Below are 15400 nucleotides of genomic sequence, written 5' to 3' on the forward strand. Positions count from 1 at the left end.
CGTCATCGATCTGCTCCCCCGGCTGGCCGGCCGCGAGCTGCGCAGGGCGGACCAGGAGGACCGGCTCGGCCGGTACAGCGGTATCGCGGCGGACGCCGCCGCGTGTGCCCTCTTCGAGGGGGCGCCCAGCGGGCGGTGGCGATGCCGGAGCTGGGGCGCGGGGTGCTGCTGTCGCGGGAGCTGGATCTGCGCTCCGACATCGGTGAGCTGCGGGACCGCAATCCCTCGCTGGCCGGGGAGTTCGAGGAGCTGCGGGCGTCCCTCACCGAGGGGCGCGCCGAGCGGCCCGCCGGCGACGCGGCGGACTCACGGTCCCGGCGGCGTGCGGAGGGCGAGCGCTGGGATGAGCTGCTGCGCGAGATCCGTGCGCTCGACGGGCTCGCGGACTTCGCGGGGCCGCCCTCCCCGCAGCGCCTGCTCGCCGGCGCGGCCGAGGGCGCCGTCGTGTATCTCAACGTGAGCCGGTTCCGCTCCGACGCGGTCATCATCGCCCCCGACGGGATCCGCTCCGTCCCGCTGCGGGTCACCCCGGACGAGGCCGAGCACCGGCACCGCACGCTGGACGCCGCCCTGGCCGCCGGGCACGGTGGCGAGGCGGAACGGGCGGCGGCGTTGCACGAGGTGCTCGGCTGGCTTTGGGACGCCCTGGCCGAGCCGGTGCTGAACGCCCTGAAGGACCTGCACGCGGCACATCGCGGGCCGGGGCTGCCGCGTGTGTGGTGGGTGCCGACCGGGTCGCTCGCGCTGCTGCCCGTCCACGCGGCGGGGCACCGCGACGGTGCCCGCTCACTGCTCGACCGGGTGATCTCGTCCTACACGCCCACGATGCGCTCCCTGGCCACCGCCCGGACCGCCGGAGCCGTTCCGGGCCGACGGCCGGTGCCCCTCGCGGTCACCATGTCCAGCACTCCCGGAGCGGGGCCGCTCACCGGGGCGGAGGCGGAGGCGCGGATGGTGCGGGGGCTGTTCCCGGGGACCGTCCGCCTCACCGACGCGGACGCGACCCGGGAGCGGGTCCTGAGCGCGCTCCCGCAGCACCCCTGGGCGCACTTCGCCTGCCACACGGCAACCGATCCCGACGTCCCCTCACGCAGCGGGCTGCTCCTGCACGATCACCAGCGGCGGTTGCTGACCGTCGAGGACGTGTCGCGGCTGGAGCTGGGCAGCCCGGAGCTCGCCTATCTGTCCTCGTGCGACACCGCCCGCACCGCGCCCCGCCACGCCGATGAGGCCATCCACCTCGCCTCGGCCTTCCAACTGGCGGGCTACCGGCGGGTCATCGCGACTCTGTGGCGGGTGGAGGACGAGGTCAGCTCCGTGTTCGCCGAGAACGTCTACGCGGAGCTGGCGCGGGCGGTACGGACCGGCGCGCCGGTCGACGCCGCGGCCGCGGTGCGGCGCGCCACCCTGGCAGTCCGTGAGCTGTGCCCCAACCTGCCTCGGTTCTGGGCGAGTTATCTGCACGTCGGATGCTGAAGGGCACCGGCCGGCCGCTCAGGACCCGGCCGGCGGCGCACCGGCCGGGTCGGCCGGTGCCGGGGCCCGAGGGTCCTCCGGGGGCTGCGACGGCCGCGCGGGCGCGACGGCCTCCCCGGCGCCCGCTCCGGTCCGCCGGACGAAGCGCACCAGCCGGGGTCCGGCCGCGACCAGGTACAGGGTGTCGAGCACGACGGACGCCGCCACGGCGCGCAGCACCCGCTCCCCCAGGTCGCGTTCGCCGGGGACCGGGCCCCGCCAGCGCTCCCGCAGGAACTGGTAGGTGACACCCGGCAGGACGAACAGCACCAGCACGGCGATCTGGAGCGGGGTGGACGGGGACTGCCCCATCACATGCCCCGCAGGCCCTCGGACGGATCGTGTGCGATCAGCCTGGCCCGCCGCGCGCGGAGCGCCAGTACGGCCGCCGCCACCAGTGACGAGATCGCGGCCCAGGGTCTCGCGTGCACGATCAGCGCGGCGGTCTCCGACAGCCGCGCCGCGGCCAGCGCGACCAGCAGCCCGCCGACCATCCACAGGGTCCCCGACAGCCGCCTCGGCGCGGTCATCTCCGCGAGCAGCAGCAGCGCTCCGAGCAGCGCGGTGACCGCCACCACCAGAGTGAACGGGTCACTCGCCACGAGCACCCGGTACTCCCCGATGTTCAACAGGCTCAGCACGGCAAGCCACTTGGTCCGGCCGAAGCCCAGGAGGGGCGACAGGACCACAAGGCCCAGCACCAATCCGTACACCACAGACTCCGGTACCCGCATGAACCGACTCTGCCCGCCCGGCTGTACGCCCATGAGCGTCCTGCCCTCGAATGCTAGTCACGCCCGGGGAACATCGCGGTCCCTCGTTCGGGTGATCGCGCCGCCGGAGGGTCCCGGTCCACCACGACCTGCGCGTACCGCTTTTTACGCATGGATGCAAATCTTTTACACAGGAGCCACGACCCGTGAGCCACCTGGGAACCCGCCACCTGAGCCTCGCGCGGCCCTTCGCGCCACGGGCGACCAAGTACCGCATGTCACACCCTATTCACAGGTTTGAGTCACAAAATTAAGTATCTCAAGCAGAATTTTGCGCACCAGCATGGACTTCCTTGCGGCATCGCTCCTAGCCTGTGGCACGTCCGCAGAGCCCCCACGAGCCGCAAGGACGATCCCTCAGTGACGCCACCACCCAGACGCCAGTTGCTCAGACGCTCCATATCCGCCTCTCTCTCGCTGGCACTCGCCGCGGTCGGCACCGCTGCCGCCGTGGTCCTGTCCAGCGCTCCGGCCGCCCAGGCGGCGGGGGTCCCCGCCCCCTCCCCCGTCGCGGTCCCCGGTCGCGGTGCGACCGTCCCGTTCAAGGAGCAGGAAGCCGAGTACGCGGCCACCAACGGCACGCTGATCGGCCCGAACCGGCTGTACGGCACGCTGCCCTCAGAGGCTTCCGGCCGGCAGGCGGTGACGCTGGACGCGGTCGGTGAGTACGTGGAGTTCACGCTCACCGCACCCGCCAACGCGATGTCCTTCCGCTACTCGCTGCCGGACAGCGCCGCAGGATCGGGCCGGGACGCCTCGATCAACGTGCTGGTGAACGGCGCATCGCCGAAGTCGGTACCCGTCACCTCCAAGTACGGCTGGTACTACGGCGGTTACCCCTTCAACAACAACCCGGGCGACACCAACCCGCACCACTTCTACGACGAGGCCCGGACGATGTTCGGGTCGACCCTCGCCGCCGGGACGAAGGTCCGGCTGCAGGTCTCCTCCACCTCCGCGTCGCCGTCGTTCACCATTGACCTGGCGGACTTCGAACAGGTGGCCGCGCCCACCGCGAAGCCCTCCGGCGCACTCGACGTCGTCTCCGACTTCGGCGCCGACCCGACCGGAGCCGCGGACTCGACCGCCAAGATCCAGGCGGCCGTGGACGCGGGGAAGGCGCAGGGCAAGGAGGTCTACATCCCGCAGGGCACCTTCCAGGTCCGCGACCACATCGTCGTGGACAAGGTGACGCTGCGCGGCGCCGGTCCCTGGTACTCCGTGCTGACGGGGCGCGATCCCTCCAACCGGAGCAAGGCCGTCGGCGTCTACGGGAAGTACGCCAGGGACGGCGGCAGCAGCAACGTCACGCTCAAGGACTTCGCCATCATCGGTGACATCCAGGAGCGGGTGGACGACGACCAGGTCAACGCCATCGGCGGGGCCCTGTCGAACTCCACCGTCGACAACATCTGGATGCAGCACACCAAGTGCGGCGCCTGGATGGACGGCCCGATGGACAACTTCACCATCAAGAACAGCCGCATCCTGGACCAGACCGCCGACGGCGTGAACTTCCACTACGGCGTCACGAACTCCACCGTCACCAACACCTTCGTCCGCAACACCGGTGACGACGGACTGGCGATGTGGGCGGAGAACATCCCGAACGTGAAGAACAAGTTCACGTTCAACACGGTGATCCTGCCGATCCTCGCCAACAACATCGTGACGTACGGCGGCAAGGACATCACGATCTCCGACAACGTCATGTCGGACACCATCTCCAACGGCGGCGGTCTGCACATCGCCAACCGCTACCCAGGTGTCAACTCCGGCCAGGGAACGGCCGTCTCCGGCACCACGACGGCGGCCCGCAACACCCTGATCCGCACCGGGAACAACGACTACAACTGGCAGTTCGGCGTCGGTGCCGTCTGGTTCAGCGGTCTCAACGAGCCGATCAACGCCACCATCAACATCACCGACACGGAGATCCTGGACAGCTCCTACGCCGCGATCCACTTCATCGAGGGCGCGACCGACGGAGTGCACTTCAAGAACATCAAGATCGACGGCGCCGGTACCTACGCGCTGCAGGTCCAGTCCCCCGGCACGGCGACCTTCGACAACGTCGTGGCCACGCACATCGCGCAGTCCAACCCGATCCACAACTGCGTCGGCAGCGGCTTCCAGATCACCCGGGGCGCGGGCAACTCCGGCTGGTACTCCGACCCGCCGGCCTGCACCGGCAACTGGCCGGCCCCGGTGTGGACCAACGGCGGTGTGCCGCAGGGCGGCAGCGGCCCGACGGATCCCACGGACCCGACAGATCCGACCGACCCCACCGATCCGCCCACCGACACGGGCAACCTCGCCCAGGGCCGTAGCGTGACCGAGTCCGGCCACGCGGACGTGTACGGCGCGTCCAGGGCCGTGGACGGTGACGCGAACACCTACTGGGAGAGCACCAACAACGCCTTCCCGCAGACCATCACGGTCGATCTGGGCGCGGCCAAGGCGGTCAAGCGGCTGGTCCTGAAGCTGCCGCCGGCAGCGGCCTGGGCCCCCCGTACGCAGACCCTGAGCGTGTCGGGCAGCACCGACAACAACACGTTCAACTCACTGAAGGGCTCTGCGGGTTACACCTTCAATCCGTCGAGCGGCAACAAGGCGACCGTCACCCTGCCCGGCACGTCGGCCCGCTATCTGCGGCTGACGTTCACCGGCAACACCGGGTGGCCGGCGGCGCAGCTCTCCGAGCTGGAGGCCTACACCACCACCGGCTGAGCCGTAACAGGCCGGCCGCCGGACGGACGCGTGAGACGTCCGTCCGGCGGCCGGCGCGGCGGTAGCGAGGCCCCTGCGGGCGGGTCAGCGCAGGAAGTCCCGGGCGATGTTCTCCGCCGCCCGCTCCAGCAGCGGCCCCGCCTCCGCCATGCACACCGCCGGATCCGGCTCCAGCTCGGTGAGCGCATACGCACGCCGGATCCCGGCCCGGCCGAGCGCCTCCGGGGGCAGCGCGAGGCGGCCGCAGACCGCGACGACCTCGATACCCGCCGCGCGGGCCGCCGCTGCGACCCCCGCCGGGGCCTTGCCGTGCAGGGTCTGCTCGTCGAGCGAGCCCTCGCCGGTGATGACCAGCGTGGCGCGGGCCAGCGCGGGGGCGAAGCCGAGAACGTCGAGCATCACCTCGATGCCGGGCCGGAACCGCGCGCCGAGGGCGACCAGCGCCCCGTACCCGATACCCCCGGCCGCACCCGCGCCGGGCAGCCGGGCGTGGTCCGGTCCCAGCACCGACGCGTAGTGGGCGAGCGCCGCGTCGAGGACCGCGATGTCCTCCTCGGTGGCGCCCTTCTGGCGCCCGTACACCTCGGGGGCGCCCTTCGGCCCGGTCAGCGGGTTGTCGACGTCACTCGCGAGGATCAGGTCGACCCCGGTGAGCCGCGGGTCGAGCCCGGAGAGGTCCGCGGAGGCGAGGTCGGCGAGCCCGCCGCCGCCCGGACCCACGGGCTTGCCGTCCGCGTCCAGGAACCGCGCGCCGAGCGCGGCCAGCATGCCCGCGCCGCCGTCCGTGGTCGCACTGCCGCCGACCCCGAACACGAGGGTCCGCGCGCCCGCTTCGAGCGCGGCGAGCAGCAGTTCGCCGGAGCCGTACGTGGTCGCGGTGAGCGGGGCGAACACCCCCTCGGGAAGGTGCTGGAGGCCAGAGGCCTCGGCCATCTCCACCACAGCCGTGGTGTCGCGCAGGGCGTACGCCGCCGTCACGGGGTCACCGAGCGGCCCGGTCACGCGCGCCTCGCGGCGCTCGAATCCGGCGGCCACGGCGGCGGCCACCGTGCCGTCGCCCCCGTCGGCCACGGGAAGGGTCTCGACGGGCACCTCGGGCGCGATGCGCCGCAGCCCCGCCGTCACCCGCTCCGCGACCTGTACAGCCGTGAGCGAGCCCTTGAACTTGTCCGCCGCGACGAGCACGCGTGCGGTCTCCATCACTGCTCCGTCCGTCACCTTGTATCCCTTTGCTTTCGAACAGGCAGTCGCGCCGCCCCGACCTTATCCGGATCACCCGCTCCCTGCCCATGGATGTCCGTGCCCTGGACCTGCGCCCGAAAGAACCTAGGCTGCTCTTGTGACCACCGATGACTACGCCACGTATATCGACGGACTCCCCAAGGTGCTCGCGGGCGCCGCCTGCGTCTTCCGGGACGCGGAGGGCAGGCTGCTGCTCGTCGAGCCGAACTACCGGGACGGCTGGACCCTGCCGGGCGGCACGATCGAGTCGGCCGACGGCGAGACCCCCCGGCAGGCGGCCCGGCGCGAGTCGGCCGAGGAGATCGGCCTCGATCTGGAGCCGGGCCGGCTGCTCGCGGTCGACTGGGCGCGCGGCACCGCGCGGCCGCCGATCGTCGCCTACGTCTACGACGGCGGCGTGCTCGACGAGGAGCAGTTGAAGGCGGTGCGCGTTCAGGAGGACGAGCTGCTGTCGTGGAAGCTGGTCGACCGGGCGGAGCTCGGCAGCTATCTGCCCGCCGGGCTCCTGCGGCGGGTGCGGGCGGCACTGGAGGTGCTGGATTCGGGCGCGGGCGCGGCGGAGCTGGAGGACGGGCTGCCCGCCGGCTCAAACGGGTGATCGCCCCCGCTGCCGGTTGAGGTAGTGTTGATGGCTGCGAAGGGGAGTAGCCCCGCAAACCGGTCGTCGACACACTGGAACCTCCGGGTTCCCGGTGGCCGGGTCCGTGGAAGGTCACGGACGGGCGAGACCTTCGGTCAGGTATGACACACCCGCGTCCCGCGGGTGGTGCCGTCATGCCGGGCCGAGTGGTCCTCCGAAAAGCCCGAGTGGCACTTCGCGGAAGATCCGGGGCCCGGCTCTTACAGAAAGCCACCCGGAATGCATCTCGATCCCCTGGCGATCCTCACCGCTTTCGGGCTGATCTTCCTCGCGGAGCTCCCCGACAAGACGATGTTCGCGTCGCTGGCCATGGGCACCCGCATGCGCCCGCTCTACGTCTGGTTCGGTACGTCGTCCGCGTTCATCGTCCATGTCGCCATCGCGGTCGGTGCGGGAGGTCTGCTCGGGCTGCTGCCCGACTGGATCGTCAAGCTCGTCTCGGCCTCGCTCTTCGCGTTCGGGGCGTTCATGCTGCTGCGGGCCGGCGGGGGCGACGACGATGACGGGGACGCCCCGAAGACCGTGACCGGTTTCTGGCCGGTGTACTCGACCGCGTTCATGGCGGTGTTCATCAGCGAGTGGGGCGACCTGACCCAGATCACGACGGCCAACCTGGCCGCGAGCAACGGCGCCTGGTCCACCGCGATCGGGTCCGCGGCGGCCCTGATGTCCGTATCGGCGCTGGCGCTGCTCGCCGGGCGGTTCATCGCCAAGCGCGTACCCCTCAAGACGGTCCAGCGGATCGGCGGCCTGTGCATGCTGGGGCTGGCGATCTGGACGGTCGTCGAGATCTTCACCGGCTGACCCACCCACACCCAGAGGAGCGCCGGGGTGGTGTCCCGTCCAGAAGAGCGTCGGGGTGGTGTCCCGCGTGCCGTTCTCGAACGCCAGCAGCCGCTGTTTGCGGTCGAGTCCGCCGCCGTAGCCGATGAGGCTCCCCGACGCTCCGATCACCCGGTGGCAGGGCACGATGATGCCGACCGGGTTCTTGCCGTTGGCCAGCCCCACCGCCCGCGAGGCCCCGGGCTTGCCGAGGATCTCCGCCAGTTCCCCGTACGAACGCGTCTCGCCGTAGGGAATGCGCTGGAGCTCGGCCCAGACGGTGCGCTGGAACGGGGTGCCGGCGAGGTGCAGCGGGAGGTCGAACTCCCGCAGCTCACCGGCGAAGTAGGCGTCCAGCTGCTGGATCGTCTCGTCGAAGAGGCCGGGATCGGGCGTGCCGAAGGTCTCCTCGGGCGGACGGTGCCGCTGACCGGTCATGTAGAGGCCGGCGAGGACCCCGTCGGTGGCGACGAGGGTCAGCGGGCCGTAGGGGCTGTCGGTCACGGTGTACCGCCGGGCCGCCGCGACAGTGCTGGTGCGTGCTGAGGTCACGATGAACTTCCCTGTGCCGGAAGGTGGTTGATGGGGTGGTCGTCGACGGTCCACAGGTACTGGACCGCGTACGCCCGCCAGGGGCGCCAGCCCGCCGCACGGGCGGTGAGCGCGGCCGGTGTCGAGGGGCGGCCGAGCCGGTGCGCGGACCGCCGGATGCCGAGGTCCGTCGGCAGGAACGCGTCCGGGTCACCGAGTGCCCGCATGGCGATGACCTCGACCGTCCACGGCCCGAATCCGGGCAGCGCGCCCAGTTCGGCCCGCGCCTTCTCCCAGTCGGTGTCGGTGCCGAGCCGCAGCGAACCGTCCGCCGGCGCCCCGACGAGCGTGGTCAGCGTCCGGCGGCGGCTGCGCGGCAGGGCCAGCTGCTCCGGGTCGAGTCCGGCCAGCGCGTCCGGGGCCGGGAAGAGATGGGTCAGGCCGCCCTCCGGGTCCTCGACGGGGGTGCCGTGGGCGGTGACCAGCCGGGCCGCGTGGGTGCGGGCCGCGGCGGTCGACACCTGCTGGCCGAGGACGGCCCGTACGGCGAACTCCGCGCCGTCCACGGTTCTCGGCACCCGCCGTCCCGGTGCCTTGTCGACCAGCGGGGCGAGCAGCGGATCGGTGCGCAGCTGTTCGTCGACGGCGACCGGGTCGGCGTCGAGGTCCAGCAGCCAGCGGCAGCGGCTGCTGGCCCGAGTGAGATCGCGCGGGTCGGTCAGCGAGAGCCGGCAGGCGATGTGGTCGGGGTGCGGGGTGAGGGCGACGACGCCGTGTCCGTACGGCAGGTCGAGGGTGCGGCGGTAGGCGCCGTCGCGCCACTCCTCCACGCCGGGCACGGCCGTCGCGGCGAGGTGTCCGAAGAGGTTGCTGGGGTTGAGCGGGGCGCGGTAGGGCAGCCGCAGCGCTATCACGCCGGGGGTGGCAGGGGGTTTCGCGGACCTGGCGGCGCGGCCGCACAGTTCGCCGTGGGCGAGGGCGAAGACTTCGCAGACGGTGTCGTTGAAGGTGCGGATCGAGGAGAATCCGGCGGCGAACGCCACCTCGGCCATGGGCAGCGCGGTGGTCTCGATGAGCACCCGCGCGGTCTGTGCCCGCTGCGCCCTGGCCAGGGCCAGCGGCCCCGCCCCCAGTTCGGCGAGCAGCTGCCGCTCGATCTGGCGGGTCGAGTAGCCGAGCCGGGTGGCGAGACCGGTCACCCCTTCGCGGTCGACGACCCCGTCCCGGATGAGCCGCATCGCACGGGCGACGGAGTCGGCGCGGGCGTTCCACTCGGGCGATCCCGGGCTGGTGTCGGGCCCGGCAGCGCTTGCAGGCCCGTAATCCGGCCTGCTGGCAGGCGGCGGAGCTCGGGTAGAAGGTCATGTTCTCGACCTTGGGCGGCACGACGGGACAGCTCGGCCGGCAGTAGATCCTGGTGGTCAGGACCGCCGTGAAGAACCAGCCGTCGAAGCGGAAGTCCTTGGAGCGGACGGCCCGCACGCAGCGCTCGGTGTCGGTGTGCATGGTCCAAGCATGGGGCACCGGGACTGTCAGGGCTGGCGAGAATCCGACATCAGCCTTGAGCTGCCTGCGCCGCCGCGATCCGCCCCTGCCCGCCCCGCTCAGCGCTCTCCCCTCGCCCCGTTCCGCACTTCGCACGAGAATGGAACGGGGCCGCTGCGGGGAGCGACGAGAAGGAGGCCGACGATGACGGACGAACAGGCGGCGCCGCCGCTCTGCTCCCACCTGGACCAGGTGCGGCGGGTCGCCCCGGACAGTGCCGACTCCTGCACGGAGTGTGTCGCGATGGGTGACACCTGGGTGCATCTGCGCGTGTGCCCGACCTGCGGCCATGTCGGCTGCTGCGACTCCTCCCGCAACAAGCACGCCACCGCCCACCACTCCGCCACCGGACACCCGCTCATCCGCTCCTACGAGCCGGGCGAGACCTGGTGGTGGTGTTACGAGGACGAGCTGACCTTCGACGTCGAGGGCGCGGGCCCAGCGCGGGCGCTTCAGTAGACGTCCCGGACGTACCGCTTGTCGGCGGCGAGCTGCTTGACGTACAGGGCCGCCGCCTCCTCGTCGAGGCCGCCGTGCGCGGCGGCGATGTCGCGCAGGGCCTGGTCGACGTCCTTGGCCATGCGCGCGGCGTCGCCGCAGACGTGGAAGTGGGCGCCGTCCTGGAGCCAGGACCAGAGCCGGGCGCCGTGTTCACGCATTCGGTCCTGGACGTAGACCTTGGCACGCTGATCACGCGAGAAGGCGGTGTCCAGGCGGGTGAGGGTGCCGTCGGCGAGGTAGTCGGTCAGCTCCTGCTCGTAGGTGAAGTCGGTGGCCCGGTGCTGTTCTCCGAAGAAGAGCCAGTTGGGTCCCCGGTGGCGGCGGGCCCGGCGCTCCTCCAGGAAGCCGATGAAGGGGCCGACGCCGGTCCGCGGGCCGACCATCACCAGCGGGGTGTCGGGGCCGGCCGGGGGCCGGAAGTCCGGGGCGCGCCGCACGGTGACCGAGACCGGGGCGTCGGGGGCGGCGTCCGCGAGGAAGGGCGAGCACACCCCGTGGCGGGGGCGGCCCCGCAGGTTCTCGTAGCGGACCACGGAGACGGTCAGGGACACCAGGTGGGGGTCGGTGAGCGGGCTGGACGGGATCGAGTACAGGCGGGGCTGGAGCCGCCTGAGGATGCCGGCCCACTCCTGCGGTGCGGCGCGGACCGGGTACTCGGCCAGCACGTCCGCCGCCTGGCGGCCCCAGGACCAGCGGGCGAGTTCGCCCTTGTTGTCGGGGCGCAGCATCTTCTTCAGGGCCCGGTCGCCGGTCCGTTCTGTGATGAACCCGAGCAGGGCGGGGGTGAGGGCGGTGATGTCCAGCCGGCGGTGCAGGGCTTCGGCCAGCCGCATCTCGCCGAGCCCCGCGACCTCGACGGGGGCGTCGGCGTCGAGGCCGGTGACCGCCAGCCTTTCGGCCACCAGCTCGGTGCTGTTGACGGGGTGCACGGCGAGGGCGTCACCGGCCTCGTAGGCGAGGGGCCCGTCCGGGCCGCGGGTGTCGAAGGTGAACCGGCGGACCTCCTTGCCCGCGCCGGGGAGGCTGAGGAGCCGGTTTCCGACCAGCCGGGCCGTGACGGGCACCGGCTTGGTGCCGGGCTCGGTCACGGGTGTGGGTGCGGGTGTGGGTGCGGGTGTGGGTGCGGGTGCGGGTGTGGGTGCGGGTGTGGGTGCGGGTGTGGGTGCGGTGCCTTTGCCGGGCGCCGCGGCCTGCGGCGGGGCGGCGGGTGCCGGGGCGGCGGGTGCCGGCTGGGCGGTGAGGCCGGTGAGCACCTGGTCCAGCCGGCGGCCGTGGCCGCAGAAGTCGTCGTACGAGGAGTCCCCGAGGGCCGGGACCGCGTACCGCATGCCGTCCAGGGTCGGGGTGTCGGCGGCGGTCAGGGCCTCCCAGAACCCGGACCCGTTGTCGGGGGCGTCGCCGTCGCCGAAGGTGCTGGTGATCAGCAGGAGGTCGGCGGCGGGCGGGAGGGCACGCGGGTCCGCGTCGGCCATGCCGACGAGCCGGGCCCGGTGGCCGCCGGCGGTGAGCCGCTCTGCCGCGGCCGTGGCGAACTCCTCCGCGTTGCCGGTCTGCGACGCCCACAGCACGACCACCTCGCGGCTGCCGGAGGGGTCCGCCGCGGCGGGTTCGTCCGTGGTCCGCGGAGCGCGTGAGTACATCCCGGCGAGCACACCGTTCACCCATCGCGCGTGCTCCCCGGTGAACGGCGCACCGGCCGGCAGCACCGGGACGCCGGGCGTGCCCGCACGGAGGCGACCTTCGCGAGCGTCACCGCGCACATCTTGAACTCCGGCTGGAAGGAGACCGGGTCGACCGCGTCGCTGGTCACCGCGTTGACACAGCGGTACTCCCCGAACAGGTCGTTCCAGTGGAAGGGCGCGAAGCAGCAGCCCGGCCGCACCCGGTCCGTGACGACGGCCGGGAGCACGGCCCGGCCGCGCCGGGAGGCGACCTCGACGGAGTCACCCCCGGCGATCCCGAGGCGTCGCGCGTCCTCGGGGTGGAGTTCGACGAACGGGGCCGGGTCGAGCCGGGCAGCACCACATCGGCGTAGGCGTTGGTCTCGGTGTCCGCGAACACGTCCTGGGTGATGACGAGGTCGGCGGTCTCCAGGGCCTCGATGACGGTCCGGCGGTTGGCGACGGAGGCGACGGGGTTGGTGCAGATGATCCAGCAGGCCTTGATCTCGCCCGCCGCCATCCGCCGGCACATATCGACGGTGCCCTCGCCGGAGCCGTCCTCGCGCACGGTGCCGGGTTCCAGGCCCCAGAGCGCGTCGGCGAAGGCGCGGTCCTCGTCCACCAGCACCGACCGCTGCCCCGGCAGACCGGGTCCCATGTAGCCCATCTGGCGGCCGCCCATGGCGTTGGACTGGCCGGTCAGCGAGAAGGGTCCGCTGCCTGGCCGGCAGATCGCCCCGGTGGCCAGGTGCAGGTTGATCAGCGCGTTGGTGTTCCAGGTGCCGTGCGTGGACTGGTTCAGCCCCATCGTCCAGCAGCTCATCCACTCCCCCGCCCCGCCGATCCACTGCGCCGCCTGCCGGATGTCCGCCTCCGGGATGCCGGTGATCTGCGCGACGGGCGGCGGGCCGGTAGTCCGTGAGGAACTCCGGCATCGCCTCCCAGGCCTCGGTGCGCTCCGCGATGAACGCGGTGTCCGTGTGGCCGTTCTCGTGGAGGAGGTACAGCAGTCCGTTCAGGAGGGCGAGGTCGGTGCCGGGTCTGATCCGGAGGAAGAGGCCGGCCTTCTCCGCGGTGGCGGTGGGACGGGGGTCGACGACGATCAGCCGGGCGCCCGCCTTCACCCGTTCCATCATGCGCAGGAAGAGGATCGGGTGGCAGTCGGCCATGTTGGAGCCGATGACGAGGAAGACGTCGGCGTTCTCGAAGTCCTGGTACGAACCGGGCGGCCCGTCGGCGCCCAGGGAGAGCTTGTAGCCGCTGCCCGCACTGGCCATGCACAGCCGCGAGTTGGACTCGATGCGGTTGGTACGGACGAAGCCCTTGGCCAGTTTGTTGGCGAGGTACTGGGCTTCCAGGCTCAGCTGCCCCGATACGTAGAAGGCGACGGCGTCGGCTCCGTGTTCGTCGATGACCGCCCGCAGCCGCCGGGCCGTGTCGGTGATCGCCTCGTCCACGCCCGCCGGTACGGGCTCGGCGCCGCGCTCGGGCCGGATCAGCGCGGTGGTCAGCCGTCCGGGGGCGGCGAGCATGTCGGCGGTGGTCGCGCCCTTGGTGCACAGCCGGCCGCGGTTGGCGGGGTGGGCCTTGTCGCCGGACGCCTTGAGGACCTTGCGGCGGCCGTCGGGCCCTGAGCCGATGTCGAGGACCATGCCGCAGCCCACCCCGCAGTACGAGCAGACCGTCCGTACCTGGGTGACGGCGGCCGACGAGCTCTCTGGGGGCACCGGGGGACCTTCCCGTGGATCGGATCGTGGTCCCGACGGTACGAATGGCCCATTACACCGGTGTGACCCGGGCGGATCACAGGCGGTAACGCTCGCCGCACAGCCGCAGGCCCGGTGCTGTGAGACGGGTGCGGTGCCTCAGGCGCGGGAGCGCAGCCGGCGCCACACCGCCTTCGCCGCGTGGTGCCCGGACATGCCGTGCACACCGGGTCCGGGCGGGGCCGCGGAGGAGCAGATGAAGACCGCCGGATGCGCCGTCGCGTACGGCACCCGGGCGAGCTTGGGGCGGATCACCGTCTGGAGTCCCGCGAACGCGCCGCAGGCGATGTCCCCGTCCACGTAGTTCGCGTTGCGCGCGGCGATCCCGGGTGGTCCCGCCACGCAGCGGGCCAGCACCAGATCGCGGAAGCCGGGGGCGAAGCGCTCCAGCTGGCGTTCGATGACCTCGGTGGCGTCGCCCTGCCAGCCCGCCGGTACGTGCCCGTACACCCAGAACACCTGCTTGCCCTCGGGGGCGCGGGACGGGTCGACGAGGCTGGGCTGGGCGGTGATCAGGAACGGCACGCTCGGGTCGCGGCCGGTGACTGCGGCGTGCAGGGCGGAATCGATCTCGCCGGCCGTGGGGCCGATGTGCACCGTGCCCGCCCGGCGGGCCTCCTGCGCGGTCCAGGGCACAGGGCCCGACAGGGCGTAGTCGATCTTGAAGCAGGAGGCGCCGTAGCGGTAGCCGCGGTAGGCGTTGCCCAGTCCGGCGATCCGGGCCAGCGCGGTCGGTGAGGTGTCGAAGATGTAGGCGCGGGCCGGCGGGAGCTCGTCCAGCCGCTTGACCTCCGTACCGGTGTGGATGACCCCGCTCTGCTCCCGCAGGTAGGAGGCGAGGGCGTCGGCGATGGACTGGGAGCCGCCGCGCGGCACCGGCCAGCCCTTCTCGTGCGCGGCCAGCGCGAAGAGCAGGGCGATTCCGCCGGTCGCGATCCCGCTGGTGGGGGCTATGGCATGGGCGGCGAGCCCGGCGAAGAGGCCGCGCGCCTTCTCGTCGCTGAAGCGGCGGGACAGCAGGGTGGCGGGCTGGATGGCGTTCAGCCCGAACCGCACCCAGCGGTACGGGTCGCGCGGCAGGCCGTCCCACGGGGTGCGCAAAAAGTCCTGGGCGAGGCTGTCCCAGTGGCCGAGGAACGGTGCGACGAGCCTGCGGTACGCCCCCGCGTCACGCGGCCCGAGGGACATGGCGCTCTCCCCCACCGAGTCGGCCAGCACGGCGGCGGAGCCGTCCGGGAAGGGGTGGGCCAGGGCCAGCCGGGGCTGGATCCACTCCAGGCCGTGCCGGGCGAGCGGCATCGCGTCGAAGGCGGGTGAGCCGATGCCCAGCGGGTGGACCGCGGAGCAGGGGTCGTGGCGGAAGCCGGGGAGGGTGAGCTCCTCGGTACGGGCTCCGCCGCCGACGGTCCGCCCGGCTTCGAAGACCTCCACGGCGTAGCCGCGGCGGGCCAGTTCGGCCGCGGCGGTCAGCCCGTTGGGGCCGGCCCCCACGACGACTGCGTCAAGCATCGACGGCACCTTCGGACTCCTTTGTCAGCCGACGGTCGGAGGCCCCAGGATATTCACAGGCGCGGCCGGTCCGGGCGCGGGTAGGGTTCCCGCTCGATGACCACTCCGAACCCCGCGCGGCCTCCGCACCCCGGCCCGCGCCCGCAAGCGCCCTCCGGCCCGCCC

At 72.4% G+C, this 15400-nt stretch carries 9 protein-coding genes and 3 pseudogenes; 5 read left to right on the forward strand and 7 right to left on the reverse strand.

The annotated features are described in order from the left end of the window. Positions 1-102: 102 nt before the first annotated feature. Positions 103-1476, forward strand: coding sequence for a CHAT domain-containing protein (locus tag RLT59_RS04750; RefSeq protein ID WP_311302205.1), 1374 nt, complete (start codon positions 103-105; stop codon positions 1474-1476). Positions 1477-1494: 18 nt separating this feature from the next. Here RLT59_RS04750 and RLT59_RS04755 read toward each other — a convergent pair whose 3' ends face one another. Beyond that, a complete protein-coding gene (locus RLT59_RS04755; RefSeq protein ID WP_311302206.1) occupies positions 1495-1827 on the reverse strand; it encodes a DUF6338 family protein in 333 nt (110 codons plus the stop codon). Beyond that, positions 1827-2249 carry a hypothetical protein gene (locus tag RLT59_RS04760; RefSeq protein WP_311302207.1) on the reverse strand — a complete coding sequence of 141 codons (423 nt, stop codon included), beginning with the start codon at positions 2247-2249 and terminating at the stop codon, positions 1827-1829. The genes RLT59_RS04755 and RLT59_RS04760 overlap by 1 nt, the downstream gene beginning before the upstream one ends. A 399-nt stretch (positions 2250-2648) precedes the next feature. Between RLT59_RS04760 and RLT59_RS04765 the strand changes: the two genes are divergently transcribed. Then, on the forward strand, positions 2649-5018 hold the full coding sequence (locus tag RLT59_RS04765; protein WP_311302208.1) for a discoidin domain-containing protein: 2370 nt from the start codon (positions 2649-2651) through the stop codon (positions 5016-5018). Positions 5019-5102: 84 nt separating this feature from the next. Here RLT59_RS04765 and RLT59_RS04770 read toward each other — a convergent pair whose 3' ends face one another. Then, a complete protein-coding gene (locus RLT59_RS04770; RefSeq protein ID WP_311302209.1) occupies positions 5103-6218 on the reverse strand; it encodes a glycerate kinase in 1116 nt (371 codons plus the stop codon). 139 nt (positions 6219-6357) lie between these two features. On the opposite strand from RLT59_RS04770, the gene RLT59_RS04775 reads away from it, so the two are divergent. Beyond that, positions 6358-6858 carry an NUDIX domain-containing protein gene (locus RLT59_RS04775; protein WP_311302210.1) on the forward strand — a complete coding sequence of 167 codons (501 nt, stop codon included), beginning with the start codon at positions 6358-6360 and terminating at the stop codon, positions 6856-6858. A 261-nt stretch (positions 6859-7119) separates the two neighbouring features. Further along, positions 7120-7704 (forward strand): TMEM165/GDT1 family protein, encoded by a 585-nt coding sequence (locus RLT59_RS04780; RefSeq protein WP_311302211.1) that lies wholly within the window; start codon positions 7120-7122, stop codon positions 7702-7704. 42 nt (positions 7705-7746) lie between these two features. On the opposite strand, the pseudogene RLT59_RS04785 reads toward RLT59_RS04780, so the two are convergent. Further along, positions 7747-8274, reverse strand: a pseudogene (locus RLT59_RS04785) (methylated-DNA--[protein]-cysteine S-methyltransferase); the annotation flags it as partial. Then, positions 8271-9759: pseudogene (locus RLT59_RS04790) on the reverse strand (AlkA N-terminal domain-containing protein). The pseudogenes RLT59_RS04790 and RLT59_RS04785, both read right to left, overlap by 4 nt. A 183-nt stretch (positions 9760-9942) precedes the next feature. Between RLT59_RS04790 and RLT59_RS04795 the strand changes: the two are divergent. Further along, entirely contained in the window at positions 9943-10257 is a 315-nt protein-coding gene (locus RLT59_RS04795) for a UBP-type zinc finger domain-containing protein (protein ID WP_311302212.1), read from the forward strand. Here RLT59_RS04795 and RLT59_RS04800 read toward each other — a convergent pair. Together RLT59_RS04800 and RLT59_RS04805 are read right to left on the reverse strand one after the other, a co-directional pair. Continuing rightward, positions 10251-13612, reverse strand: a pseudogene (locus tag RLT59_RS04800) (molybdopterin-dependent oxidoreductase). The gene RLT59_RS04795 and the pseudogene RLT59_RS04800 overlap by 7 nt on opposite strands. Before the next feature lie 213 nt (positions 13613-13825). Continuing rightward, positions 13826-15244: a phytoene desaturase family protein gene (locus tag RLT59_RS04805; RefSeq protein ID WP_311302213.1), complete on the reverse strand. Its 1419-nt coding sequence runs from the start codon at positions 15242-15244 to the stop codon at positions 13826-13828. Positions 15245-15400 lie beyond the last annotated feature (156 nt).

Source organism: Streptomyces sp. ITFR-6 (genome assembly GCF_031844725.1).
GTDB lineage: Bacteria > Actinomycetota > Actinomycetes > Streptomycetales > Streptomycetaceae > Streptomyces.

What these genes read in the sequence shown, in the direction of transcription:
- RLT59_RS04755 (WP_311302206.1), bottom strand. Translation starts at nt 1,827, where the DNA reads ATGGGGCAGTCCCCGTCCACCCCGCTCCAGATCGCCGTGCTGGTGCTG.
- RLT59_RS04760 (WP_311302207.1), bottom strand. Translation starts at nt 2,249, where the DNA reads ATGCGGGTACCGGAGTCTGTGGTGTACGGATTGGTGCTGGGCCTTGTG.
- RLT59_RS04770 (WP_311302209.1), bottom strand. Translation starts at nt 6,218, where the DNA reads ATGGAGACCGCACGCGTGCTCGTCGCGGCGGACAAGTTCAAGGGCTCG.
- RLT59_RS04780 (WP_311302211.1), top strand. Translation starts at nt 7,120, where the DNA reads ATGCATCTCGATCCCCTGGCGATCCTCACCGCTTTCGGGCTGATCTTC.
- RLT59_RS04795 (WP_311302212.1), top strand. Translation starts at nt 9,943, where the DNA reads ATGACGGACGAACAGGCGGCGCCGCCGCTCTGCTCCCACCTGGACCAG.